Source organism: Streptomyces lincolnensis (genome assembly GCF_001685355.1).
Taxonomy (GTDB): Bacteria; Actinomycetota; Actinomycetes; order Streptomycetales; family Streptomycetaceae; genus Streptomyces; species Streptomyces lincolnensis.
Genome location: NZ_CP016438.1, coordinates 1,133,415 through 1,157,706 on the forward strand (window position 1 = coordinate 1,133,415; position 24,292 = coordinate 1,157,706).

A 24,292-nucleotide genomic window follows, 5' to 3' on the forward strand; every position below is an offset into this window, starting at 1 on the left:
ACCGGGAACCCTGGAAGTGGCCACATCGTGGACGCACCCTGTGCGCGGCCCGATCGCCTGCCCCGCCCACCACCTTCTGACGGCACACGCACGACGAGCCGGATACGAAGCCCACTCCCAGGTCCTGCGCCAACCAGTCACTCACGCCGACGGCGCGACGCAGACGACCGTCTTCGCCGTCTCCTACGAGAATCCGGACGGCGGCCACAGCGGACTGGCCATCGCTGTCCCTGGTTCGGACACCGCCACGGCCGACTTCGCCCGCGAACAGATCGCATCCTGGGCCACCGCGCTCCGCACCCGCCGGATGCTGTACGTACGCATCGACACGCCGCAGGAGCGCTTGGACACCGCGCGGCGGACGGGCACGTCGGTGCCAAGGCAACAGCCCGGCCACTCCCCCGGCCCATGGCGGGCCTGCGGATGTCCCGGCACGACCGCGTGCGGAGCGGCGGAGAACGCCACCCGCTCGTTGCGCCGCTTCCTGGACCGAGGCGACGACGTGCTCATCGTCGGCGTACCGAACGCCCCCGGCTCCCGAGCGTGGCGGGACGGAATCCTCCATGCGCAGGGACGCCCCGTTGCGACGCCTGACCAGGCCGAATCCCTCACGGTCCCGGATCAGGACCGCCTCGCCTATGTCGTCGCCCCGGGCACCGTCGTGACCGAGGCGGCACGCGTGTTGAACGTGCTGCGCCGACGTTTCCCCCGCCTGAAGGGCCAGCACCCGCGTGAGTGGTGCTACACGATGGACGACCTGAACACCGCCGTCGGCTCGGTACTGGCACAGTCCGACGTTCTTCTCGTGACCGGCCGCGGAGACAGCCCCGTCGTCAGGACCGCGCTGCCCCAGGCGGCCCGCCTGGAAGTACGTGTCCGCCACGTTCCGACCCTCGACCACCTGCGCCCCCAGGACACCGACGCCGCCACGATCGCCGTACTGGACGCCTCCGCCGACGAACGAGTCCGCCGACAGGTGACACAGGCTCTTGACGGCCTCGGACCGGCAAGCCACGTCTGCCGACAGGTGCGCACCACCACGCCGGCTCCCTCCGCGTTAGCTGCTGGACCGACCAACCCCACCTTGGCGGAAGGCCGTGGCTGACCCGCCCAGGGCGTCCCGGACCTGGCGGGCACCGCCGGCTCACCGCCGACGGCGACCGCGGAGTCGTCGTCGACACCGGGGCGTTCGAAGAGCCCGCGCTGCCGTTCAACAGGAGCTCTCTGGGCCATTTCTGGGACTTCCGGCCACGCCAACGAGCACGAGCCTCAACCAGCCGAAAAGCCATCTGTGCAGGTCAGCAACGCGAAGCTGCCCAGCGTTCCAGGTCACGGGGCCGCCTGGTCTCTTCCGGGAGAAGTGACCACGGATGCGCCCGCTCATCCGACCGCACCTCTGGAGAATCCGGTCGCGCGTGCCACTGGCATCAGGCGCCAGCCGAACCCGGACGGCCTCATCCAACGCGTCCGCGCCCTGGGGATACCCGCAGATGAAGTCGCCCCACACTGAACCACGGGCTTCCACCGGGATGGCGACCAGGGGTGCGCAGCGGACGTCCGCTGCGGGCAGTCAGGCTTCGGCCCTGCGGACGCATGAGGTAAGAAGACATCCGTGACCGAACCGCACCGGACCGCCGCCCAGCACGCGTTTGTCGCCCTCGCGCCGCCCGACGATGCGAAGAACGAGCTGGCGCACGCACTGAGCCCGGCCTACGCCGCCTATCCCGACCTACGCTGGAACCGCATCGAGGACTGGCACATCACCCTGGCCTTCCTGGGCGAGCTGCCGGTACAGGCCGTCCAGCGGCTTCGTTCACCCCTCGCCGACTTGGCGGCTGCCCGCCCTTCTCTCGAACTGGCACTGCTCGGTGGCGGACACTTCGACGAGCGAGTGCTGTGGAGCGGCATCGAGGGCGATCTCGACCAACTGCACGAGCTGGGCGAAGCAGTACGGGCGCGGATCAGGGACTGCGACGTCGCCTTCGTCGAACGTCCGCTGCGTCCGCACCTCACGCTGGCCCGCGCTCGCCGCTACGACAGCGCGTCCGTACCGGCGGCGGCCGCCGGCCTCGACGGCTTCACCGGACGCCCTTGGCAGACCGAACGTCTCCACCTGGTCGGCAGCACGGTAAGCGGCCACCCAGGCCCGCGGCGCTATCAGGACATCGACGCATGGACCCTGGTCACCGGCCAATGGCATCCCGACCCGAATCCGTCACAGGCTGCTGTGCATGAGCACCAGGACGGCTCGGGCCCCGCGATGATGCCCGCTCAGCCCCACGCGTCCTGAACCCGGCCAGACGGTCACCCTGCCGGTCAAGGAGTCGGGCCGTCACATGCTCCTCCGGTTGCGCTCCGGGCGACCAGAGGAGCACGACGGTCGCCGTCGACCTGCTCCGGCGAGATCCGTTGTGCAGTTGCCCGGAGAACATGCGCCATTTCGAACCCCGGGCCTCGCACGCCGACGCCACAGGCCGGAGCAGGATCCGGACCAAGCGCAGCGCCTTGCCCATGTCCACGGCGGCTGAACGGCAAGGCCGGACAAGTCAGCGCGGGACAGGTGAAGTCGGGTGATGACGTCGGCTCTCAGTCAGTGCCGAACCAGCACGGGAGTCAGTACGCCACCCTCAAACCACCCTGAACCGTGCGTCCCGGACGGCACTCGTTTCGACCACCATCGCTTCCCCTGAACCGCCATTCCACGAGCCGGCATGGTGGCCACACGCATAGCGGACCCTCGAACTATGTTGCCCCGCCACATGTGCGCCTGACGTGCGGGTTCCTACGGTGTGGCGACACGCACACGTCCCCGTCACACCCCAGGAAGTGGTGCCGATGTCGTCGCCCGCAACCGCTCCACCGGCCCCGAACAACCTCAAGCGCATCGTCGCCGCGTCCCTCATCGGCACCACCATCGAGTGGTACGACTTCTTCCTCTACGGATCCGCCGCCGCCCTCGTCTTCAACAAGCTGTTCTTCCCCGACTCCGATCCCCTGGTGGGCACGCTCCTGTCGTTCCTGACGTACGCCGTCGGATTCGCCGCACGTCCTTTGGGCGCCCTCGTCTTCGGGCACTACGGCGACCGGCTCGGACGCAAGAAGCTGCTGGTGCTGAGCCTGTTGCTGATGGGCGGGGCGACCTTCGCGATCGGGCTGCTGCCCACGCACGCGACCATCGGGACCGCGGCTCCCGTGCTGCTGACGGTGCTGCGCCTGGTGCAGGGCTTCGCGCTCGGCGGCGAGTGGGGCGGCGCGGTGCTGCTGGTGTCCGAGCACGGGGACGCGCGCCGGCGCGGCTTCTGGGCCTCGTGGCCGCAGACCGGGGCGCCGGCCGGGCAACTCCTCGCGACCGGTGTGCTGTCCCTTCTGACCGCGGTGCTGTCGGACAGCGCGTTCGGCAGCTGGGGCTGGCGGATCCCGTTCCTGCTCTCGGGCGTACTGGTGATCGTCGGCTTGTGGATTCGCCTCTCTGTCGATGAATCCCCGGTCTTCAAGCAGGCATTGGCGCAGGCCGAGGCCCGCAAGGCGGAGCGGACGGGGGAAGCCGAGAAGCTGCCGCTCGTCGCCGTACTGAAGCACCACTGGCGGGACGTCCTCGTGGCGATGGGCGCGCGCATGGCGGAGAACATCAGCTACTACGTCATCACCGCGTTCATTCTCGTCTACGCCACCACGTCGGCCGGCGTCTCCAAGCAGACCGCGCTCAACTCCGTGCTCATCGCGTCGGCGGTGCACTTCGCCGTCATCCCCGGCTGGGGCGCGCTGTCGGACCGGATCGGCCGCCGGCCCGTGTACCTGCTGGGCGCGGTCGGCGTCGGCCTGTGGATGTTCCCGTTCTTCTCGCTCATCGACACCGGCGGCTTCGGCAACCTGATCCTCGCGGTGACCGTGGGCCTGGTCCTGCACGGAGCGATGTACGCGCCCCAGGCCGCCTTCTTCTCCGAGATGTTCGCGACCCGGATGCGCTACTCCGGCGCCTCCATAGGAGCGCAGTTCGCGTCCGTCGCGGCCGGTGCCCCCGCACCGCTCATCGCCACCGCCCTGCTGTCCGACTACGGAAGCTCCACGCCCATCGCGCTCTACGTCATCGGCGCGGCCGTCCTGACGGTCATCGCGGTGGGAGTGGCCAAGGAGACCCGCCACCGGGACCTGGCCGATGTCGAGACCGTCACCGATGCCGATACCGATGCCGGTTCCGGGGCGAGGCCCGCGACAGCCCGGCGTGCAGACGCGGACGCGGACGCCCGTACTCTCTGACGCCCTCCGCGACCGGCCCGACCGGCCCCCGTACGTCCGTGCGTACGGGGGTCATCGACGTACCGGCGCGGACAACCGATGCAGCCGCAGGGCGAGTTGGATCTCCAGAGTCCGCCCGGGGCTCTGCCAGTCGTCGCCGAGGAGCCGCCCGACGCGCTCCAGCCGCTGCGCGACGGTGTTCACATGGACATGCAGATCGTCCTTGGTACGGGCGGGACTCATCCCGCACGCGAAGTACGCGTCGAGGGTGCGCACCAGGTCGGTGCCGCGCCGCTCGTCGTACGCGACGACCTGGCCGATCGTGCGGTCGACGAAACCGGCGATGTCCCGGTCCCCGGCCAGGAGCAGGCCCAGGAAACCGAAGTCCTCGACGGCGGCCCCGTCACCGGCGCGGCCGAGCAGGCGCAGGGCGTCCAGGCACCGTCTGCCCTCCTCGTAGGCGGCGGCGACGGTGTCCGGGTGGGCGGCGAGGTCCCGCACGGGGGCGGAGGCGCCCACGGTGACCGGCTCGTGCACGGCGCTGCCCAGCTGCCGGGCAGTGCGTCTGGCCAGGTCGGTCGTGCTGTCGCCAGTCTCCAGGGGCAGGAGCAGGACGGTGCCGCCGTCACGGGCGGCGGCCAGGCCGTGCCGGGTGGCTGCCAGGTGGGAGGCGGCGGACCACAGACGGCGCCGGGCGGCGGCCTCCTGGTCGGCGTCGGCCGCGGTGGAGTCCAGGCGGGCGGCCAGGACGGCATGGGTGGCGTCGAGGTCGGCGTGCAGCCGGGTGGCGCGCTCGCGCAGCAGGCGTGGATCGCGGTCGCGGGCGTCGAGCAGGTCGTCGAGGAGTTCGCCGCGCACGCGCTGTTCGGCCTCCGCCGCCGAGCGGCGGGCGAGCAGCAGCAGGGAGGTCACCATGGCGGCGCGCTCCAGGGTGCGCTGGTCGACGGGGTCGAGCCCGGGATGGCCGTGCAGCACGAGCGCGCCGAGGAGTTCGCCGCCCGCGGCCACGGCGGCGATCCAGTCGTCCGCGTGCCGCACCGCGTGTCCCTCGGTGCGGGAGGCCTCCAGGGCTTCGGCGGGGGTGGCGGCCGCGTCGGTGAACTCGACCGCGCCGTCCAGGACTTCGGCCACCGCGGCGGCCACGTCGTGCACCCCGCCGCCGCGCAGGACGAGTTCGGCGAGTCGGTCGTGGACGTCCGAGGCCCGCTCGATGACCCCGCTGCGGTCCTGGATGATCTCGTTGGCCCGCTCCAGTTCGCTGAGCGCGGCGCGGGTCTCGGTGAGCAGGTTCGCGGTGTCGAGGGCGGCCGCGGCCAGTGCGGCGAAGGAACCGAGCAGGGCGATCTGCTCCCGTTCGAAGACCCTGGCCCGCCGGTCCGCGGCGAACAGCACCCCGATCACGTGGTGCCCCAGGGTCAGCGGCACGCCGAGGATGGCGACCAGGCCCTCGTCCCGCACGCCCGCGTCGATGGTGTGGGTGTGCTGGAAGCGGTCGTCGGCGAAGTAGTCGTCGGTGACGTACGGTCGGGCCGTCTGCGCGACGAGGCCGCCGAGGCCCTCGCCCATGCCGAGCCGCAGCTGCTGGAAGCGGGCCGCGACCGAGCCCTCGGTGACCCGCATATAGGTGTCGCCCCGCACCGGGTCGTTCAGGCTGAGGTAGGCCACGTCCGTGCCGAGCAGCGACCGGGCGCGCTGCACGATCGCCCGCAGCACGGCGTCCAGGTCGCGCAGCCCGGCCAGGTCGTGGGCGGTTTCGAAGAGCGCCGACAGTTCGGCCTCCCGTCGGCGACGTACTTCCATGTCCGAGCGCACGCGCAGCGCGAGCAGCTTGGCCGCCTCCAGCGCGGCGATCCGCTCGGCCGGCCGGCCCTCGGCACGGGCGAGCAGCACCGGCTGCTCGTAGGCGTCGGCGGACGCGCCCCGGGCCAGCAGTTCGAGGTACGGGGCCTCAGCACTCCCCTCCGACGCCAGGGCGGCGGAGTACTCGGTGGACTGCACGTGATCGCTGGACATGCCCACAGGATTCACCATCTCCGGCCCGTCCCGTCAGGCCTGTGGATAACTCCCCGGGCTACGGGCCCCAGCCCGCCCACCACCGGCGCCACCCCTTCGACCACCGGCGCCGTCCCGCTCAGTGCGCGGTCCAGCCACCGTCGAGGACGAGCGACGTGCCGGTCACGAAGGATGCCGCCGGGCCACACAGATACGCGACGGCCTCGGCGACCTCCTCCGGCTCGATCAGCCGTTTGACAGCGCTGTCGCGCAGCATCACCTCGGACAGCACGCGTTCCTCCGGGATCCCGTGCGCCCGGGCCTGGTCGGCGATCTGCCGCTCGACCAGCGGGGTGCGCACATAGGCCGGGTTCACACAGTTGGAGGTGACACCGTGGGGTGCGCCTTCGAGGGCGGCCGTCTTGGACAGCCCTTCCAGTCCGTGTTTGGCGGCCACATAGGCCGACTTGAAGGCGGAGGCGCGCAGACCGTGGACGGAGGAGATGTTCACGATGCGCCCCCATCCCTGTCCGTACATGTGGGGCAGGGCGCCGCGCATCAGCCGGAACGGCGCCTCCAGCATCACGGTGAGCACGGTGTGGAAGACGTCGGGCGGGAACTCCTCCAGGGGACACACCAGTTGGAGTCCGGCGTTGTTGACGAGGACGTCGGTGCCCGCGGCGGCGAGTTCGGCGGCGTCCAGGTCGGTGAGATCGAGGACCTGTGGTTCGAGGGCGCCCGCCAGGCCCCGCGATTCCTCGGCGAGCGTGTCGAGGCCGGTGGCGTCCCGGTCCACCGCTCTGACCTTGGCTCCGGCGGCCGCGAGCCGCAACGCGCAGGCGCGCCCGATGCCGCCGGCGGCGCCGGTGACGAGCGCGGTGCGGCCGCCGAGGCCGAGGGCGGGGGTGTGGGGGCCCGGCAGGGCACTGCGAGCGGTCATACCTCGACCCTAGACAGCGCCCGCCCACCACCCCATGTGGTCACAACCCATACTTCATTCGGAACTCATAGTGTCGAACCATGTGGGTTCGTCGGCGAGGGCCTGCTTGATCCGCTGGTGTGCGAACTCGTTCAGCTCGGGCAGCGCATCCACGGCGAACCAGCCCACGTCCAGCGACTCGTCGTCGTTGACCCGCGCCTCACCCCCGACGGCCCGGCAGCGGAAGGCGATGTCCATGTACTGGCACATGTCGCCGTTCTCGTACGTGACGGGCTTCAACGCCTGGACGACGAGGACCCGCTCCACGACACAGTGCACCCCCGTCTCCTCCTCGACCTCCCGCACGGCGCAGACCGCCGGCTGCTCGCCGGGCTCCGGAATGCCGCCGATCAGCGACCACTTGCGGGTGTCGGAGCGGCGGTTGAGCAGCACCCTGCCCTCGTCGTCGAAGACGACGACACTGACGCCGGGCAGCCACAAGAGGTCGTTGCCGATGGAGGTCCGAAGGGTACGGATGAAGTCAGGGGTAGCCATGCCCTCGACCCTAACGGGCCGTTCTCACGGCCTCGGCGATCTTCGCAGGGTGTGCGACGGGCGTACGGCTACACGTCACCGGCGCGTCGGCGGCGCACGCCGGCGCCGATCGCCCAGCCGAGTCCGCCCGCGGCGACCAGGACGAGGGCGATCTCCGGCAGGATGCCCAGCCGGGTGGCGGGCGTCTGCGAGGAACGCAGGGGGACCTTCTGCACCAGCGAGTCGGCCACGAACATGCCCGTCTTCTGCGTGATCCGCCCGTCCGGCATGATGATCGCGCTGACGCCGCTGGTCACGGGGACGGTGACGGTCCGGCTGTGTTCGACGGCGCGCACCCGGGACATGGCGAGCTGCTGGTAGGTCATCTCGCTGCGGTCGAAGGTCGCGTTGTTGCTGGGCACGGAGATCATCTGGGCGCCGTCGGTGACCTCGGAGCGCACGGCCCAGTCGAAGGCCGCCTCGTAGCAGGTGACCAGGCCGACCTTGGCGCCGTCCATGGTGAACACGCCCGGCTTGCTGCCCCGGCTGAAGTCCTGGCGGACCATGGAGGTCCATTCGCTGTTGATCGCCCCGATGAGGGAGCGCAGCGGGAGGTACTCGCCGAACGGCTGGATCTGGCGCTTGTCGTAGGTGTCGGTCGGTCCCTTGACCGGGTCCCACAGGATCTGCTCGTTGTAGAGCTTGCCGTCGCGCTCGACGACTCCGCCGACCGAGATCGGCACGCCGATCGCCTTGGCCGCCCGGTCGATGACGGCGGCCGCGTCGGGGTTGGCGAAGGGGTCGACGTCGGAGGAGTTCTCCGGCCACAGCACGAAGTCGGGCTGGGCGACCTTGCCCGCCTTGACCTCGGCGGCCAGTCGCTCGGTCTCGCGCACGTGGTAGTCGAGCACGGCCCGGCGCTGGGCGTTGAAGTCCAGGCCCGCGCGGGGCACGTTGCCCTGGATGGCCGCGACGGTCACGGTGCCGTCCTCGGCCTTGTCGCTCACCAGCGGCCGGGCGGCCACCGCGCCCACGACCGGGACGGCCACGCTCAGCAGGGCGACGGCTGCGGCGGACCGGCGTACGACCTGTGTGCGCCGCTCCATGAGCAGCCGCACGACCTCGTACAGGCCGAAGCCGCACAGGACGACCGCGAAGCCGAGGACCGGGGTGCCGCCCACCGCGGCGAGCGGCAGGAAGACACCGTCCGCCTGGCCGAAGGCGATCTTGCCCCAGGGGAAGCCGCTGAACGGCACACGCGCGCGTGCCGCCTCTCCGGCGATCCACACCGCGGCCGCCCACACCGGCCAGCCGGGCAGTTTCGAGACCGCCGCGACGCCCGCGCCGACCAGCGCGACGAAGATCGCCTCGATCGCCACCAGCGCCAGCCAGGGGCCGGGGCCCACCTCCACGCCGGTCCACACCAGCAGTGGCAGCAGAAAGCCCAGGCCGAAGAGGTATCCGAGCCCCAGGCCCGCCTTCCAGCCACGGCCGCGCAGCACCCAGCCGAAACCGGCGAAGGCGGGCAGGGCCAGCCACCACAGGGGGCGGGGCGGGAAGCTGACGTAGAGCAGCACTCCGAAGAGCGCCGCGGCGGCGGCCGGAACGAGTCGCACGAGCCGCGCCCCGAGCGATGCGGGGGCGGTCGGGGGCGTTACCTGGTCCGACTCGTCCACGGAAGTTGCGGTGACGGTCACTGTGGGAGTGTACGGCGGCCCCTCCCGGAGCCGACAGCGCGGTCCGGCCCGGCCCTCCCCCGCCCCGGGCCGCCTCGCGGGACCGCACGAGCAGCATCGTTCCTGCGCAACTCGGTCCAACTCGTCCACAAACCGGCCATCAGCCGTTACGGTGTGCCCAGTCTCTGTCGTACGGGCCGGTAACGCCCCGCGCGGTCGGGACCTGTGCAGGTCGGGGGCGACCGGGTTCGGGGGGCGGGGTGGGTTCCACAGGGATGACGTCGGCGGCCGGTCAGGAGCCGGCGGCCGACGACGACAGACGCAACGGGGCGGACGCGGCGGGGGTGGTGATCCTCGGCGCGTGTGCCACCTGGTCGCTGATCACGGCGGCGGTGCACGGCGGGCGCCCGGAGGGTGTGCTGCTCGCGGTCCTGGCCGTGGCCGCCGGTTACGCCACGGGGCGGATCGGCGGCGCCCTGCTGCCGGTCGCCGCACCCTGTGCCGGCGCGCTGGCCGGAATCGGTCTGACGGTGGGACTGCCGCGGCTCTCGCCGGGACCGGAGATCTTCACTCCGCTCGGGCACGCCGGTGCCAGCGCCGCCCTGCTGGCACTGTCCACCGGTGCCGCGTGCTGTGCCGCCTGGGCCGCCGAGACCCCGGCCCTGCGGCTGGCCCTGCACGTGCTGGCCGCCGGGGTCGCGGTGACCGCGGCCGCGGTCGGTTCGGCCGGCGGGTTCGTCGCCTGCGTCGCGGTGCTGCTGTGTTCGCTCGCCGCGGGCCGGGTGCGCCACCGTGGTCCGGGCATCGCCGGACTGGCCCTGTCCGTGGCCGTGACGACCGGGCTGACCTGGGCGGTCGCCGGCAACGCGGTGCCGAGCGGGCTCGCCGTGGCACTGGAGGGCCGGCTGACCCAGCACCGCATCGACCTGTGGCACGACGCCCTGCACATGGCCCGCGCGGACGCTGCCCTGGGAGTGGGCCCGGGGCGCTTCGGCGAGCTCAGCGGGACGGCGACCCGGACCCTGATATCCGACGGCAAGCCCCATTCGGCACCACTTCAGCAGGCGGCCGAGCAGGGGATCGTCGGAGTGGTCCTGCTGGCGGCGGCCTTCTGCTGGATCCTGTACGCGTTGTGGCGCACCCGGCGACCCACGCCGGTGGCCCTCACGGCGGGCGCGGCCCTGACGGCGCTGGCGGCGATCGCCTGCGTGGGGAACGCGCTGAGCTTCACCACCGTCTCAGCGGGCGCGGGACTCCTGGCGGGGCTGGCCACCGCGCGTCCCCTGATCGACGGGTCACCGCGTCACGAGGCGGACGCACGCCGCGGCGGAGTGGCTCCGTGAGTCAGTGCGTCGCGCCCGACCGCAGCCGGTCCCTGATGACCCGGACGGCCGCCTCGGCGTCGTCCACGGTGATGGTGAACGTGTGGCCGTCCCACAGTTGCAGCACGACGCCCTCACCTCGTCGTACGACGACCGCGGTGCCCTTCTCGGGCCGCCAGCGGTAGCCCCAGCCGCCCCAGTGACGGGGGGTGACGAGCGGGGCGAACTCCGCGCCGGCGACGTGGTTGAGGGGGATGCGGCGGCGCGGCAGGCCGATGTGGCCGCAGCGCACTTCCAGGCAGTCCCGGTCGACCTTCATCGCGACATGGACGAAGGCGAGCGTGCCGAAGAGGACCAGCAGACCCGCGGCGATGCAGCCGACGACGGACATCGCGAGCGGTGCGACGCCGGATGTCCATGCCGAGTCGACGGCCAGTTCGATGCCGAGCGCCAGGAAGGCGGCTCCACCGAGTGCCAGCAGCCACTGGAACCGGTTGGAGGCGCGGCCGTGCCAGACCTCGGGGTACGGCGCGTCGTCGCCGTGGGGGTGGTCCCTCATGCCTACGAGACTACTCAGGTTTCGCTGCGGCGATAGCTCGTTGCGGAGGGTGACTGGGCCGGGCGGGGCACCGAGGACGGCGGGCGTCCGCTTCGTTCGTGCTCAGACGGGCGGGAGCGCGCGTGTGTGCCGTCGGTCACCTGGCGGGACTGATCTCCTTGAGGAGGCGCCCCTCCTCGTAGGCCAGCGCGGCCTCGGGCAGGGCGATGCCCTCGCGGCCGCTCAGCAGCACCGTCAGGGTCCCGTCGGCGCCGGCCTGGGGCGCGGGCAGCTCGCCGATCCGGCGCAGCGCCTGGGCCGCGACCGCACCGGCGGAGCCGTGCAGGACGAGCGGCGGGGAGCCGGGGCGCTGCACGGCGGCGCGGATGCGCTCGGAGACCAGTTCGTAGTGGGTGCAGCCCAGGACGACGGTCGTCACGTCGTCGGGGGTGAGCGCCGCGGCCGCGGCGACGGCGGCGTCGATGGCCGCCTCGTCCGCGTGCTCGACGGCCTGGGCGAGCCCGTGGCAGGGCACCTCGGTGACGGTGACGCCGTCGGCGAACCGCTCGATGAGGTCGCGCTGGTAGGGGCTGCCCGTGGTCGCGGGGGTCGCCCAGATCGCGAACGGGCCGCCGCCGGCCGCGGCCGGCTTGATAGCGGGGACCGTGCCGATGACCGGGATGCCGGGTTCGAGGCGGGCGCGCAGGGCGGGCAGGGCGTGCACGGTGGCGGTGTTGCAGCCGACGATCAGGGCGTCGGGCCGGTGCGCGGCGGCGGCCTCGGCGACGGCCACGGCACGCCGGGTGAGGTCCTCGGGGGTGCGCGGGCCCCAGGGCATGCCGTCGGGATCGAGGGAGAGCACGAGATGTGCGTCCGGTCGCAGACGCCGTACCGCGGCGGTGGCCGCCAGCAGACCGATTCCGGAGTCCATGAGCGCGATCTTCACCCGGCCACGATAGACGATGTGCCGTTCCCGGCCGCTCCCGTGGGGCAGACTGCGCGCGTGAGCGCCATCGCGTGGACTGCCGTCGGATCACTCGTCGCCTGGCTGTGGCTGCTGCTGGGCCAGGGCTTCTTCTGGCGCACGGACGTCAGGCTCCCGGCCCGGAGGGAACTTCCCACCTGGCCGTCGGTCTGTGTCGTCGTACCGGCCCGTGACGAGGCGGCGGTGCTGCCGGTGAGCCTGCCGTCACTGCTCGCCCAGGACTATCCGGGTCCCGCGGAGGTCTTCCTCGTCGACGACGGCAGCACGGACGGCACCGGGGAGCTGGCCAGGCGATTGGCGGACCGGCACGGCGGGCTGCCGTTGACCGTGGGCTCTCCGGGCGAGCCGCCCGCGGGCTGGACCGGCAAGCTGTGGGCCGTACGTCACGGAATCGGCCTGGCACGCGCGCGTGGCCCCGAGTACCTGCTGCTGACGGACGCCGACATCGCCCACGCCCCGGACAGTCTGCGACGGTTGGTCGCGGCGGCCGACACCGGCGGTTTCGACGTCGTCTCCCAGATGGCCCGGCTGCGGGTGGAGAGCCTGTGGGAGCGGCTCGTGGTGCCGGCCTTCGTCTACTTCTTCGCCCAGCTGTACCCGTTCCGCCGGATCGGCAGGAAGGGCAGCCGGACGGCGGCAGCGGCGGGCGGCTGCGTGCTGCTGCGGACCGAGGCCGCCGAGCGGGCCCGGATCCCGGACGCCATTCGGCAGGCCGTCATCGACGACGTGGCGCTCGCCCGCGCCGTCAAGGGCGGCGGCGGGCACATCTGGCTGGGGCTGGCGGAACGCGTGGACAGCGTGCGCCCGTATCCGCGGCTGCACGATCTGTGGCGCATGGTGTCGCGCAGCGCGTACGCGCAACTGCGGCACAACCCCGTGCTGCTGCTCGGCACGGTGGCCGGGCTGGTGCTGGTCTATCTGGTACCGCCGGCGGCCGTGGTCCTGGGGCCGGTGACGGGGAGCGCGGCGGCCACCCTCGCCGGTGGGCTCGCGTGGCTGGTGATGACCGGGACGTATCTGCCGATGCTCCGTTACTACCGGCAGCCGGTGTGGCTCGCTCCCCTCCTGCCGTTCACCGCGTTCCTCTATCTCCTCATGACGGTCGATTCCGCGGTGCAGCACTACCGGGGGCGCGGCGCGGCCTGGAAGGGCCGCACCTACACCCGCCCGGACGCCGTCGCAGACGAGAGCTGAGCGGTCACTTCCGGCCGGGAGTCCAGTTCATGCCCCACCCGTAGGCGTGGTCGACGGTGCGCTGCGGGCTCACGCCGCGTTCCGGCACCAGGTAGCGGGCTTCGCGCTGGACGACGAGGTCGTCGCCGGTGTTGGTGATCAGGGCGAGCGCGCACACCGTGGAGGGGACCGTGCACTCGTCGAGGGAGAAGTCGATCGCGGCGCCGTGCTGCGGCTGGAGGGTGACCGTGGCGTGCAGGTCGGCGAAGGAGCGGGCGCCTTCGTAGATGGTGACGAAGACGAGGATGCGCCGCAGGGCCTGCTTGTGGTCGAGGTTGACGGTGAGGTTCTCGCCGCTGCTGACGGCGCCGGTGCGGTCGTCGCCGTCGAGATGGATGTACGGCGGCCGGCGCAGGTCGCCGAAGGCGTTGCCGAGCGCCTGGACGACACCCTTGCTGCCGTCGGTCAGTTCGTACAGGGCGCACAGATCCAGGTCGAGGTCGGCGTGCATGGCGACCGCCCGGCCGAGCTTGGCGCCCCACCCCGAGAACTGCTTGTGCACCTCCCAGTTGAGGTTCACGTGCAGCGCGCCCGATGTGCCGCCCTGTTTGGTCAGGGAGACGGAGGGGGCCGCCTTGGTGAGCGTGACCTTGCTGAGGCGGACCGGGGCCGTAGGGGGAGCCGACGACGGGGGCGGCGGTGCGGTGACCGGGGAGACGGGGGCGGCTGCGGTGGCCGGTGCAGGTGCGGTCTGCTGCGGCTCGTCGACCGAAATACCGAAGTCCGTGGCGAGCCCTTCGAGCCCGCTGCCGTAGCCCTGTCCTACCGCGCGGAATTTCCAGGCGCCCTGCCGCCTATAGAACTCACCCAATACGAAAGCGGTTTCTACGGTTGCACCGTTGCTCTCGAAACGGGTGATGGCCGTTCCTCCATCGGCATCCCGCACCTCGATGTAAAGATCCCGCACCGCAGCAAACGTGCCCCCGTCGCAGGAGGCGGCCAGCACCACGGTCTCGATCGCGGGCTCCACGCGCGCGAGATCGACGAGCAGGGTGTCGGTCACCCGGCCGCCCTCGTCCCGTTTGCCCTCGTGCCGGACCGCGCCGGAGGAGTGCGCGGGCTGGTTGTAGAAGACGAAGTCCGCGTCCGAACGGACTTTGCCGCCCACCAGCAGCAACGCCGAGGCGTCCGCGTCGGGCACACCCGGGCCGGAGCGCCAGCCCAGTTCGACGCGCAGCGCCGCCGTGGGCACCGGAGCGTTGGACCCCTTCGACATCGACATGTCTGCCCCCATCACGTGTCGGCGCGCCAGGTCTCGCCCCTGGCAGCCCCGTCGGCTTGTCTACCCGGTCAACCTATTCTCCGGCACAGCGAACTCCCATGCGTCGTACAGGAAGACGATCCGCCAACCCCCGGTAACCCGCCGGGAACTCGGCTTTTACACCCGGTCAAGCCCGCGCCCCGCCCCTTTTTGCCGAGTTCGCTCGCATTGGGGATCCCACGTCACTGCCGACACGGAAAACAACCCTCTTATCGGTCTCCCCAACCAGCACATCGTGGGCTTAACTTATGTGCCATGACCTCCCCCCGCTCCACTTATGGCGGCGGCTACTACTCCGCCTCCTTCCCGGACACTCCGATCTACGACAGGCTCGTGGCCGAGCGGGGGACCCCGCAGATCGCTCCGATCCGGGTCCCCGCCGAGTACGACACGCCGCGCAGCTATCTGCCCGCGCTGCCGTCGGCACTCCCCGCCCTTCCGGCGGGTCCGTCCCAGCCCTCCTACGGCTATCCGCAGGCGCAGCAGCCCTCTCCGTTGCAGCAGGCGCCCGCGGCGTACATCCCGCAGCAGGCTGCCGCGCCACGCGGTTACCCGGGCCAGCAGCCGCAGCAACAGCCGCGACCGGCCGGTCCCGGTATGGGCATGGGCACCGGCTACGAGGCGATGCGCCCGGCCGCGCCCCGGCCGACGCCGGCTCCCTATCAGGACCAGTACAACAACCAGCAGCAGTACCGCGGCTACTGACGCCCGCCCCCGGGCTGTCCGTGCCACCTGGCACGATGGCCTCATGGGGAATGCGCTGCTGCGGTCGATTCACGTTCATCCGGTCAAGGCGTTCCGGGGCCTGGCGCCCCGGGAGGCCGCCGTGGAGCCCTGGGGGCTGGCCGGAGACAGGCGCTGGGTGCTGATCGACGACGGGGGAAAGGTCGTCACGCAACGCCAGCAACCCCGCCTCGCGCCTGCCGCCGCCGAGCTTCTGCCCGGCGGCGGCGTTCGGCTGTCCGCGCCCGGCATGGCGCCGTTGACCGTCCCCGTTCCGCAGCGGTCCCTCGCGGTCCCGGTGGAGATCTTCCGCGACAAGGTCGAGGCGGTGCCCGCCGACGACGCGGCCGCGCACGCCTGGTGCAGCACGTATCTCGGCGCCGACGTGCGCCTGGTGTACATGGACGACCCGGCCACACGCCGCCCGGTCGACCCGGAGTACGCACTGCCCGGTGAGACCGTCTCGTTCGCCGACGGCTATCCGCTGCTGCTCACCACCACAGCCTCCCTCGACGCCCTCAACTCGCTGATCTCCCAGGGCGGTCACGCGCAGGAGGGCCCCCTGCCCATGAACCGTTTCCGGCCGAACGTGGTCGTCTCGGGCACCGCCGCCTGGGCGGAGGACGACTGGTCGCGTGTCGCCATCGGCGAGGTCTCCTTCCGGGTCGCCAAGACGTGCGGTCGGTGCGTGGTGACGACGACCGACCAGGACACCACCGAGCGTGGCAAGGAGCCCTTGTTCACGCTCGGACGGCACCGCCGGCTCGGCGGGAAGCTCGTCTTCGGCCAGAACCTGGTGCCCGAGTCCCGCGGCACGATCCGGGTCGGCGATCCGGTCACCGTCCTCGACTGACACCCGGGCCGCGCCGCCGCCCATGACCGGACCCGCACGGGCCGGACCGGCCTCTCCCGTTCCGTCGCCGACCCCGGGAACCCGTCCCCGGGGCCCGGGCGTTGGGCCTGTGGATGAGAAGTTCATGAGTGGTCCCGGCACGGGTGATTTCGCTCTCTCTTTGACCGGGTCGGCGCGTGAACGGCGGCGACGGGGGTTATCACGGAGCGGGAAGGGGGTGCGGGACGGTGCGCGCAATCAGTGGTCTGTGGCGCTGGCGGCACAACCCGCTGCGCCGGGGAACCGATCTGCTCGAAGCCTGGACGGCACTGACGGCTCTGCTGTTGATCCTGGTCGCCGGGCCGGTGATCGGCGCACTCGTCGGCGGCGCCGCCCAGGACGTGCTCCAGGAGTCGGTGCGCGAACAGCGCGAGGTCAGACACGAGGTGACGGCCACCGTGGCCCGCAAGCTGGACCGCTCCCCGCTGGACGCCGACCCCGAGACCTCCTCCGGCAGGGACCTGCGCAGCCGGGTCGTCGCCGACTGGACCGCACCGGACGGCACCTCCCACCACGGCACGGTGCTGGCCGCGCTCCAGAATCCGCGCCCCGGCGACCACTTCACCCTCTGGACGGACCCGCACGGCCGACTGGTGGCCCGGCCGCTGGACTCCGCCACGGCGACCACCCATGCCGTCCTCGCCGGCTTCGGCGCGGCGCTGCTCACGGCGGGTGTCGTGGAGGCCGGCCGACGCCTGGCGGTATGGCGCATGGTCCGTCGCCGGTACGCCCGTTGGGACCGGGCCTGGGACCGGGCGGGCCCGGACTGGGGCAGGACCGGCACCGGCAGCTGACGGCCTTCCGGCTCTGGTCAACCCACCACCTGCGCGCACGCTACGGTGGACCGGCCGAACGCATGCGGTATCGACCCGCGTATCACGAGGTGGGGGCACATCAACGCCATGGCACAGGGCACGGTCCAGGTGACGCACACCGGTACGTCGCGGTGGCGGCGCCGCACGGGTGAGTACGCATCGCTCGCCGCCGCCCTGGAGGCCGCGGCCGAGGGCGATGTCCTCACCGTCGCCCCCGGCACCTACCGGGAGAACCTCGTCATCCAGCGGGCGGTGACCCTGCGCGGCCCCGAGGGCTCCCCCGGATCGGTGCGGATCGCGCCCCTGGACGGGGTGCCGCTGACGGTGCGGGCCTCGGCCGTGGTGCAGGACCTGCACGTCGAGGGCCAGGACGCGGCCGCGCCCGCCCTGCTCGTCGAGGAGGGCACCCCGGAGCTGACGGACCTGCGGATCGTCACCCGGTCCGCGGCCGGCATCGAGGTGCGCGACGGCGCGCGGCCGACCGTACGGCGCTGCTCCGTCGACAACCCGGCCGGCATCGGCATCGCCGTACTCGACGGCGGGGGCGGGGTGTTCGAGGAGTGCGAGGTCCTCGCGGCCGGCCAGGCCGGCGTCGCGGTCCGCGGTGGCGCGCACCCCCGTCTGGAGCGCTGCCGGGTGCACCACACCTCGGGCGTGGGCCTGTCGGTGACCGGTGAGAACTCCGCCCTGGAAGCGGTGGGTTGCGAGGTCTACGAGGTCCGCGGCAGCGGTGTCCAGGTGACCGGGCGGGCGACCGCGCATCTCACCGACTGCGATGTGCACCGTACGACCGCCGACGGTGTCACCCTCGACACGGACGCGGTGCTGACCCTGGCGGACTGCCGTATCCACGACATCCCGGAGAACGCGGTCGATCTGCGGTCCCGCTCCGTCCTGACGCTGACCCGTACGACGGTGCGTCAGTTCGGGCGCAACGGCCTGTCGGTGTGGGACCCGGGCACCCGCGTGGACGCCAACCAGTGCGAGATCTTCGACAGCACGGGCGACTACCCGGCCGTCTGGGTCAGCGACGGCGCCACCGCCGTCCTGGACTCCTGCCGGGTGCACGACGTGCCGGACGCGCTGTTCGTGCTCGACCGCGGCTCACGCGCGGACGTCGTCGACAGCGACCTCTCCCAGGTGCGCAACACAGCCGTCTCGGTCAGCGACGGCGCCACCGCGCAACTGGACGACTGCCGCATCCGGGACGCGGCGACGGGCGCCTGGTTCCGCGACCACGGCAGCGGCGGCACCCTCAACAACTGCACCCTCGACGCCACCCAGACCGGTGTGATCGTCACCAAGGGCGCCGACCCGACGATAGAGCGCTGCACGGTCGACTCCCCCGCCGAAGCGGGCTTCTACGTCTCGGCGGGCGGCCGGGGCAGCTTCCTGAACTGCAGGGTGACGGGCAGCGGCGGCTACGGCTTCCATGTCCTCGACGGCTGCCGTTCCACCCTGCGCAAGTGCCGCACGGAGCGGTGCGCGCGTGGCGGGTACGAGTTCGCCGAGGGCGGCCCGGACGGGGCGTCCGGCGTAGGCCCCGTGGTGGAGGACTGCTCCAGCGACGAGAGCGCGGGCCTCAGGTCGCCCGCCGCCCCGGAGACCGTCGTGCAGACGGTGTCGCAGTCCCCCGGTCTGCTGGGTTCCATCCCCGGTCAGCGCACCACCGAGCCGGAGCCGCCGGCCGCCCCCGCCGAGTCCGAGAAGCCCGTGCGGACCTCGAAGGACGTCCTCGGTGAGCTGGACGCCCTGGTGGGTCTGGACAGCGTCAAGCGCGAGGTGCGGGCCCTGACCGACATGATCGAGGTGGGCCGGCGCCGGCAACAGGCCGGTCTGAAGGCCGCCTCGGTCAAGCGGCACCTGGTCTTCACGGGCTCCCCCGGCACCGGCAAGACCACGGTCGCCCGCCTCTACGGCGAGATCCTCGCCTCGCTCGGGGTGCTGGAGAAGGGCCATCTCGTCGAGGTGTCCCGCGTCGACCTGGTCGGCGAGCACATCGGTTCCACGGCGATCCGCACCCAGGAGGCCTTCGACAAGGCGCGCGGCGGGGTGCTGTTCATCGACGAGGCGTACGCGCTGTCACCGGAGGACTCGGGCCGGGACTTCGGCAAGGAGGCCATCGACACCCTGGTGAAGCTGATGGAGGACCACCGCGACGCGGTCGTGGTGATCGTCGCGGGCTACACGGCCGAGATGGAGCGGTTCCTCTCGGTCAACCCGGGTGTCGCCTCCCGTTTCTCACGGACCATCACCTTCAGCGACTACAACGCCGAGGAACTGCTGAGGATCGTGGAGCAGCAGGCCGAAGAGCACGAGTACCGGCTCGCGCCGGGCGCCTCGGAGGGCCTGCGGAAGTACTTCACGCACCTCCCCAAGGGTCCGGCCTTCGGCAACGGCCGTACCGCCCGCCAGACCTTCGAGGCCATGGTCGAGCGGCACGCCAGCCGGGTCGCGCAGGTCGCCGACCCCAGCACGGACGATCTGACGCTGCTCTACGCCGAGGACCTGCCCGAGTCCTCCTGAGGGCGTGGCGCCGGGACCGGCGCGTCGGGCTTGAGCCGGTCCAGCAGCCGTCGGCGTTCCTCCACGAAGGCGGGGTCCTCCTGGTAGTCGGAGTGGCCCAGGATCGGCGCGGGCAGCGGATGGTCGTCGGTACGGCCGTAGGCGAGGGGGTCCCGCAGGGCGTCGCGGTCCACCTCGGGTCCGCACTCCCCGGTCAGCCGGACCGGGCCGCCGATGGGGTCGGTGGGCCGGTGCAGATTGCGCCAGCAGTCCACGTCCTGGTGCAGGGCGCTCAGCGCGCCCGGTCCGAAGTGGGCCGGGAACCAGCGGCCGTAGAGGCGCTCCAGCGGGGAGCCGTACGTCAGCAGGGCGACGCGTTTGCGGACGGCCGGCTCCAGCTGCCAGGCCGCCGCTGCGGCGAGGACGCTGCCCTGGGAGTGGCCGGAGATGACCAGGCGTCCGCCGGTGGCGCGGGTCCAGGTCGCCATCCGCCAGGTCAGGTCGGGGACGGCGCGTTCGGCGTAGCAGGGCGGCGCGAAGGGATGGGCGGCGCGGGGCCAGAAGGTGCCGACGTCCCAGAGGATGCCGATGGTGCGCCGGGCCGAGGGGTCCTTGTAGGCACGGCGGCCCCAGGTGACGAACAGGATGAAGCCGAGGCCGATCAGCCAGGAGCCCAGCGCCTGCGCGGTGTCCGCGGCGCCCTGGACGACGGCGTACGTGCCGTGGGCGGCGCGCCCGGGTGTCCGTCCGGTGGTCATGGCGCCCACCAGGGCCGCGGCGCCCAGCAGCAAAGTGGCGGTGGAGACGACCGCGATCAGCAGCGGGGCCCGGTCGGTGAGGGTGGCCATCGCGCGTGCACGGGCGATCAGGCGGGTTCGGGTGGTGTCCTTCGCCTCGTCCGGGTAGTCCCCTTCCACCGAGGCCATTTCCGCTCGCCGCAGCAGCCAGGTGCGCCGGCCCATCCAGGCGCAGAGCACCAGCAGCACCAGGAGCAGCGGCGGGATGACGGAAGCCTGCCAGGTCAGCAGGACCGGCGGGCCGGGGATGCTGGTGCCGGTGCCGTCCAGCCAGTCGGCGACCCGCTGGGAGACCCCGCCGGACATCACCCCGCCCAGGGCGCAGGCCAGCATCGCCACGGCGGGCCCGCCCAGGCCGCGCATCGCCGCGCGTGCGTCGGGGCGGGTGCGGTGCAGCAGGTGGGCGACCACGCCGAGCGCGATCACCAGCAGGCCCTGGACGAGGGCGATGGTCCCGAAGGTCATGTCGCCCGGCAGGCGGCCCGTCGACTCCCAGCCCGGGCGTTCCCAGCCGGCGTACACGGCGGTGAGCAGGAGCAGGACCAGGGTGGCCAGCGGGAGCCGTCGTACGAGATGGGCGTCGAGCTCACGGTCGAGGCGGTGCTCGCTGCGGCCCCGGCGGCACACCACCCACACGACCGCGGCCGCGCCGGCGACCAAGGACGCCTCCAGCAGGCGGCCCAGGATGTCGAGCAGGACCGGGCCCCCGGAGCGGTGGTCGTGGCGTGCCGCCGAGGTGCCGACCGCCGCGGCGACGGTCAGCAGCCCTGCGGCGGTGTGGGCGGCGCGCAGCCGGGCCACCAGGCGGCGGCCGTACCAGAAGCCGGGCCGGCTCAGCGCGGTGCGGCCGCTCTCCTCGTCGGGCTCGGCGGCGCGGGACATCGGCTGCTGGGACTCGTAGGCGCTCCAGGTGCGTTGCGAGAGATACCAGAGCAGTCCGGTGAGCGCGGCCGGGACCAGGGCGGCGAGGGCGAGACGGCGGCCGGGCGCACTCCACCAGCCCTCGTTGGAGACCACCGGTGACAGAAAGCCCAGCCAGGAGTGGCGCTCGGCGCAGGTCCGGGTGCCCGCGCACTGCCAGGCGGCGAGATCGAGGGCCACCTCGCAGCAGCCGGCGACCAGCAACACCGTCAGCGTGAGACCGGTCAGCCGCACCAGCAGGCCGTACAGCCGTACGGTCCTGCGGCGCCCTCTGGTGGTGGGGCGCATCCAGTGGGCGAGGTTGACCACCATGAAGGGCAGCAACAACAGCCACAGCGCGCGGCTGCCGTTGCCGGAGGTGAGGTTGCACCACACATAGGCCTCGCGCACCGGTTTGCCCCGGTAGTCCTCCGGCCTGGACTCGGCGTCGGCGTCGTCGGCGCGCCGGAAGACGGCCGCCGTGTCGTCGCCGGTGATCCGCACCGTGCGCGGATCGTCGAGCATGTGCTCGGGTGTCGTCCCACCCACGCCGTGGACCAGGAGTTCCAGGGCGGTTCCGGCTTCCTCCGACCGCGGGACGGGACTCTTGGCCCCGTTGGTCGCGGCGCGTTTCTGCGCACGTTCCACTGTTCGCACTTCCCCCGTGACGTGCCGTCGGCATCTGTCTGTGCGGGCACAAGGATCGCTCTTCGGAGCGCCGCGCACACCACTCGTCACGGAATCTCCCCGATCCGTGTGACAGTCGGTGCCCCGATGCCCCCCGGGATGGCATGCGCGCGTCGGGGTGGTCGGTGGCGCGACGCGCGACACCGCGTGCAAGGATGGGACGTCCGCGCACCGGGTACAGGCAAAATGGCCTGGTCGATGGGGGTCCCCCGGCTCACGCGAAGGCGAGGGTCAGGGGAGGGGGCGCGAGGCGTGTCGGACGGCTTGAGGCGAAAGGAACCGGAGCGTACGTGAGTGAGAATCAGAACCTCCTCGCGGAGCAGCGCCGCGCCCTGATCCTGGACGAGGTCCGGCGCCGTGGTGGCGTCCGCGTGAACGAGCTGACCCGCAAGCTCGGCGTGTCGGACATGACCGTACGGCGCGACCTCGACGCGCTCGCCCGGCAGGGCGTGCTGGAGAAGGTGCACGGCGGCGCGGTGCCGGTGGTGGAGGCGAGCACGCACGAGCCCGGCTTCGAGGCCAAGTCGGGTCTTGAGCTGTCCGCCAAGGAGGACATCGCGCGGGCCGCCGCCGAACTGGTCGCGCCGGGCAGCGCCATCGCGCTGTCGGGCGGTACGACGACCTTCGCGCTGGCCCACCGGCTGGTGGACGTGTCGGACCTGACCGTCGTCACCAACTCGGTGCGGGTGGCCGATGTCTTCCACTCGGCGCAGCGCACCTCGGGTCCCCGGCAGGGCGCGGCCACGGTGGTCCTCACCGGTGGTGTGCGCACTCCGTCCGACTCGTTGGTGGGGCCGGTGGCCGACCAGGCCATCGCGGCGCTCCACTTCGACGTGCTGTTCCTCGGCGTGCACGGCATATCGGTCGAGGCCGGCCTGTCCACGCCGAACCTCGCGGAGGCCGAGACCAACCGCCGGCTCGTGCAGTCGGCGCGGCGGGTCGTGGTGGTCGCCGACCACACCAAGTGGGGGACGGTGGGCCTGAGTTCGTTCGCCGCGCTGGAGCAGGTCGACACACTGGTGACGGACGCGGGACTGTCGGACGAGGCGCGCACTGAGGTGGCGGAGCACCTGCGGCGCCTGGTCGTGGCGGGCGAGCCCGGCGCGGACGACGACAGCTGACCGAAGGCCCGTTAGGGTGACGCTGCCCGGTCAACGATCCACCTCACCGAGGGGGTTTTCGTCCATGGCACGCCAACTGCGCCCGGTGGGCATCGAGTTCATCGAGTCCGCGCCCGTACGCCATGTCTTCGCCCGGCAGATCTCCGCGCCACCCGAGACGGTCTTCTCCGCGCTCGCGGAGGATGTGCCGGGCTGGACCGCGTGGTTCGCGGCGGTGACACTTGCCCGGCCTTTCGACGACGGTGCCCGGCGTGAGATCCGGCTCAAGGGCGGCGTCCGCTTCCTGGAGACGGTCCTGGCCGCCAAGGGGCCCGAGGTGTACGCCTATCGGGTGGATGCGACCAACGCCCCCGGCGCCCGCGCGCTGGTCGAGGAGTGGCGGCTCGCCCCGGCCGGCACCGGCACCCGGGTCCAGTGGACCTTCGCCGCCGCCGGTACACCGCCCTTCCAGGTCGCCCTGCGGCTCGGCCGCGCGAGCCTCGGCCGGGCTTTCCGGGACGCGGTGATCTCCCTGGACCGGCGGCTGACCGCCGCCTGAGGCGTGCCTCTTGGATGAGGTGAGCGCGTGGCCGGGTGCGCCTCGGGATACGCGTAAAAGCCCGTACACACCGTGATCGGTTTCTCTCACCACGGCGGACATGGTGATCGCGGATCGAGCGCACTCCTCCCGCACGATCCGCTCTCACCTGGCTGACACGGCATCAGCGTCTTTGGCGTCGACCTACCTCACGAGGACCACGGAATTGATCGGCGTCATGTCGTAGGGCGCGAACTCGCCCGTCTCGCGGACCACGTCGGAGCAGTTGGTGCCGTTGTACCCGAAGCAGACCTGGAAGCCCGCCCCGCCGGTCTGGTTGTGGACCAGCACGCGGTGGCCGGTGACGTTCGACAGGTTGTGGGAGCCGTAGGTGTAGAAAATGTTCTTGCTCAGAATGGTGCCGTTCGTCTCACGGATACAGAGCGCTCCGCTCGGACAGGGCGTCGCCGCCTGTGCACTGGGCGCTGCGGCAAGTCCAGCCCCCAGAGCCAGAGCCAACCCCGCCGCAGATAGCGCGATCTTGCGCATACTTTCTTCCTCTCCCGTTACGTCCGGCGGCGTTGTTTCTGTCGCCGCCATGCCAGAGGGAATGGTGGTTGCCGAACAGGCGGGAGAGCA

The 24,292-nt window shown here is 72.0% G+C and carries 20 protein-coding genes; 11 read left to right on the plus strand and 9 right to left on the minus strand.

All coding sequences use genetic code 11. The features are described 5' to 3' along the window. Positions 1 to 40: 40 nt before the first annotated feature. From SLINC_RS05010 to SLINC_RS05020, 3 genes are all read left to right on the plus strand, one after another. The gene (locus SLINC_RS05010; RefSeq protein WP_237281986.1) at positions 41 to 1,105 is read left to right on the plus strand and encodes a 4-hydroxy-3-methylbut-2-enyl diphosphate reductase; all 1,065 of its coding nucleotides are present in this window, start codon (positions 41 to 43) and stop codon (positions 1,103 to 1,105) included. 507 nt (positions 1,106 to 1,612) lie between these two features. Then, a complete protein-coding gene (gene thpR, locus SLINC_RS05015) occupies positions 1,613 to 2,290 on the plus strand; it encodes an RNA 2',3'-cyclic phosphodiesterase (RefSeq protein WP_079164411.1) in 678 nt (225 codons plus the stop codon). A 545-nt stretch (positions 2,291 to 2,835) separates the two neighbouring features. Further along, positions 2,836 to 4,257: an MFS transporter gene (locus tag SLINC_RS05020; RefSeq protein WP_067427310.1), complete on the plus strand. Its 1,422-nt coding sequence runs from the start codon at positions 2,836 to 2,838 to the stop codon at positions 4,255 to 4,257. Positions 4,258 to 4,308: 51 nt separating this feature from the next. Here SLINC_RS05020 and SLINC_RS05025 read toward each other — a convergent pair whose 3' ends face one another. The 4 genes from SLINC_RS05025 to lnt form a co-directional block, all read right to left on the minus strand. After that, positions 4,309 to 6,249 carry a helix-turn-helix domain-containing protein gene (locus tag SLINC_RS05025; protein WP_067445002.1) on the minus strand — a complete coding sequence of 647 codons (1,941 nt, stop codon included), beginning with the start codon at positions 6,247 to 6,249 and terminating at the stop codon, positions 4,309 to 4,311. Positions 6,250 to 6,367: 118 nt separating this feature from the next. Then, positions 6,368 to 7,168 (minus strand): 3-hydroxybutyrate dehydrogenase, encoded by an 801-nt coding sequence (locus tag SLINC_RS05030; protein ID WP_067427311.1) that lies wholly within the window; start codon positions 7,166 to 7,168, stop codon positions 6,368 to 6,370. Between the two features lie 54 nt (positions 7,169 to 7,222). Continuing rightward, entirely contained in the window at positions 7,223 to 7,702 is a 480-nt protein-coding gene (locus tag SLINC_RS05035; RefSeq protein WP_067427312.1) for an NUDIX hydrolase, read from the minus strand. 68 nt (positions 7,703 to 7,770) lie between these two features. Next, a complete protein-coding gene (gene lnt / locus SLINC_RS05040) occupies positions 7,771 to 9,378 on the minus strand; it encodes an apolipoprotein N-acyltransferase (protein WP_067427314.1) in 1,608 nt (535 codons plus the stop codon). Between the two features lie 254 nt (positions 9,379 to 9,632). Between lnt and SLINC_RS05045 the strand changes: the two genes are divergently transcribed. Then, positions 9,633 to 10,700 carry an O-antigen ligase family protein gene (locus SLINC_RS05045; protein ID WP_079164413.1) on the plus strand — a complete coding sequence of 356 codons (1,068 nt, stop codon included), beginning with the start codon at positions 9,633 to 9,635 and terminating at the stop codon, positions 10,698 to 10,700. Position 10,701: 1 nt separating this feature from the next. Here SLINC_RS05045 and SLINC_RS05050 read toward each other — a convergent pair whose 3' ends face one another. After that, positions 10,702 to 11,238, minus strand: a complete 537-nt coding sequence (locus SLINC_RS05050) for a hypothetical protein (RefSeq protein WP_067427316.1) — start codon at positions 11,236 to 11,238, stop codon at positions 10,702 to 10,704. A gap of 136 nt (positions 11,239 to 11,374) precedes the next feature. Continuing rightward, on the minus strand, positions 11,375 to 12,163 hold the full coding sequence (locus tag SLINC_RS05055; RefSeq protein WP_067427318.1) for a glutamate racemase: 789 nt from the start codon (positions 12,161 to 12,163) through the stop codon (positions 11,375 to 11,377). A gap of 57 nt (positions 12,164 to 12,220) precedes the next feature. Here SLINC_RS05055 and SLINC_RS05060 point away from each other — a divergent pair, with 57 nt between their 5' ends. Beyond that, positions 12,221 to 13,396 (plus strand): glycosyltransferase, encoded by a 1,176-nt coding sequence (locus SLINC_RS05060; RefSeq protein WP_225988244.1) that lies wholly within the window; start codon positions 12,221 to 12,223, stop codon positions 13,394 to 13,396. A 4-nt stretch (positions 13,397 to 13,400) separates the two neighbouring features. On the opposite strand, the gene SLINC_RS05065 is transcribed toward SLINC_RS05060, so the two are convergent. After that, positions 13,401 to 14,651, minus strand: a complete 1,251-nt coding sequence (locus tag SLINC_RS05065; RefSeq protein ID WP_079165078.1) for a TerD family protein — start codon at positions 14,649 to 14,651, stop codon at positions 13,401 to 13,403. 300 nt (positions 14,652 to 14,951) lie between these two features. On the opposite strand from SLINC_RS05065, the gene SLINC_RS05070 reads away from it, so the two are divergent. The 4 genes from SLINC_RS05070 (at position 14,952) to SLINC_RS05085 (ending at position 19,652) form a co-directional block, all read left to right on the plus strand. Next, a complete protein-coding gene (locus SLINC_RS05070; protein ID WP_067427322.1) occupies positions 14,952 to 15,401 on the plus strand; it encodes a DUF6643 family protein in 450 nt (149 codons plus the stop codon). A 43-nt stretch (positions 15,402 to 15,444) separates the two neighbouring features. Next, a complete protein-coding gene (locus SLINC_RS05075) occupies positions 15,445 to 16,272 on the plus strand; it encodes an MOSC domain-containing protein (protein WP_067427323.1) in 828 nt (275 codons plus the stop codon). Between the two features lie 227 nt (positions 16,273 to 16,499). Next, positions 16,500 to 17,105: an Rv1733c family protein gene (locus SLINC_RS05080; protein ID WP_067427327.1), complete on the plus strand. Its 606-nt coding sequence runs from the start codon at positions 16,500 to 16,502 to the stop codon at positions 17,103 to 17,105. A gap of 108 nt (positions 17,106 to 17,213) precedes the next feature. Next, on the plus strand, positions 17,214 to 19,652 hold the full coding sequence (locus SLINC_RS05085; protein WP_067427329.1) for a right-handed parallel beta-helix repeat-containing protein: 2,439 nt from the start codon (positions 17,214 to 17,216) through the stop codon (positions 19,650 to 19,652). Here SLINC_RS05085 and SLINC_RS05090 read toward each other — a convergent pair. Next, the gene (locus SLINC_RS05090) at positions 19,622 to 21,976 is read right to left on the minus strand and encodes a hypothetical protein (RefSeq protein WP_067427331.1); all 2,355 of its coding nucleotides are present in this window, start codon (positions 21,974 to 21,976) and stop codon (positions 19,622 to 19,624) included. The genes SLINC_RS05085 and SLINC_RS05090 overlap by 31 nt on opposite strands. A 329-nt stretch (positions 21,977 to 22,305) precedes the next feature. Here SLINC_RS05090 and SLINC_RS05095 point away from each other — a divergent pair, with 329 nt between their 5' ends. Together SLINC_RS05095 and SLINC_RS05100 are read left to right on the plus strand one after the other, a co-directional pair. After that, positions 22,306 to 23,136 (plus strand): DeoR/GlpR family DNA-binding transcription regulator, encoded by an 831-nt coding sequence (locus SLINC_RS05095; RefSeq protein WP_067427332.1) that lies wholly within the window; start codon positions 22,306 to 22,308, stop codon positions 23,134 to 23,136. A 64-nt stretch (positions 23,137 to 23,200) separates the two neighbouring features. Further along, the gene (locus SLINC_RS05100; RefSeq protein ID WP_067427334.1) at positions 23,201 to 23,674 is read left to right on the plus strand and encodes an SRPBCC family protein; all 474 of its coding nucleotides are present in this window, start codon (positions 23,201 to 23,203) and stop codon (positions 23,672 to 23,674) included. Between the two features lie 183 nt (positions 23,675 to 23,857). On the opposite strand, the gene SLINC_RS05105 is transcribed toward SLINC_RS05100, so the two are convergent. Beyond that, entirely contained in the window at positions 23,858 to 24,202 is a 345-nt protein-coding gene (locus tag SLINC_RS05105) for a hypothetical protein (RefSeq protein ID WP_067427336.1), read from the minus strand. Positions 24,203 to 24,292 lie beyond the last annotated feature (90 nt).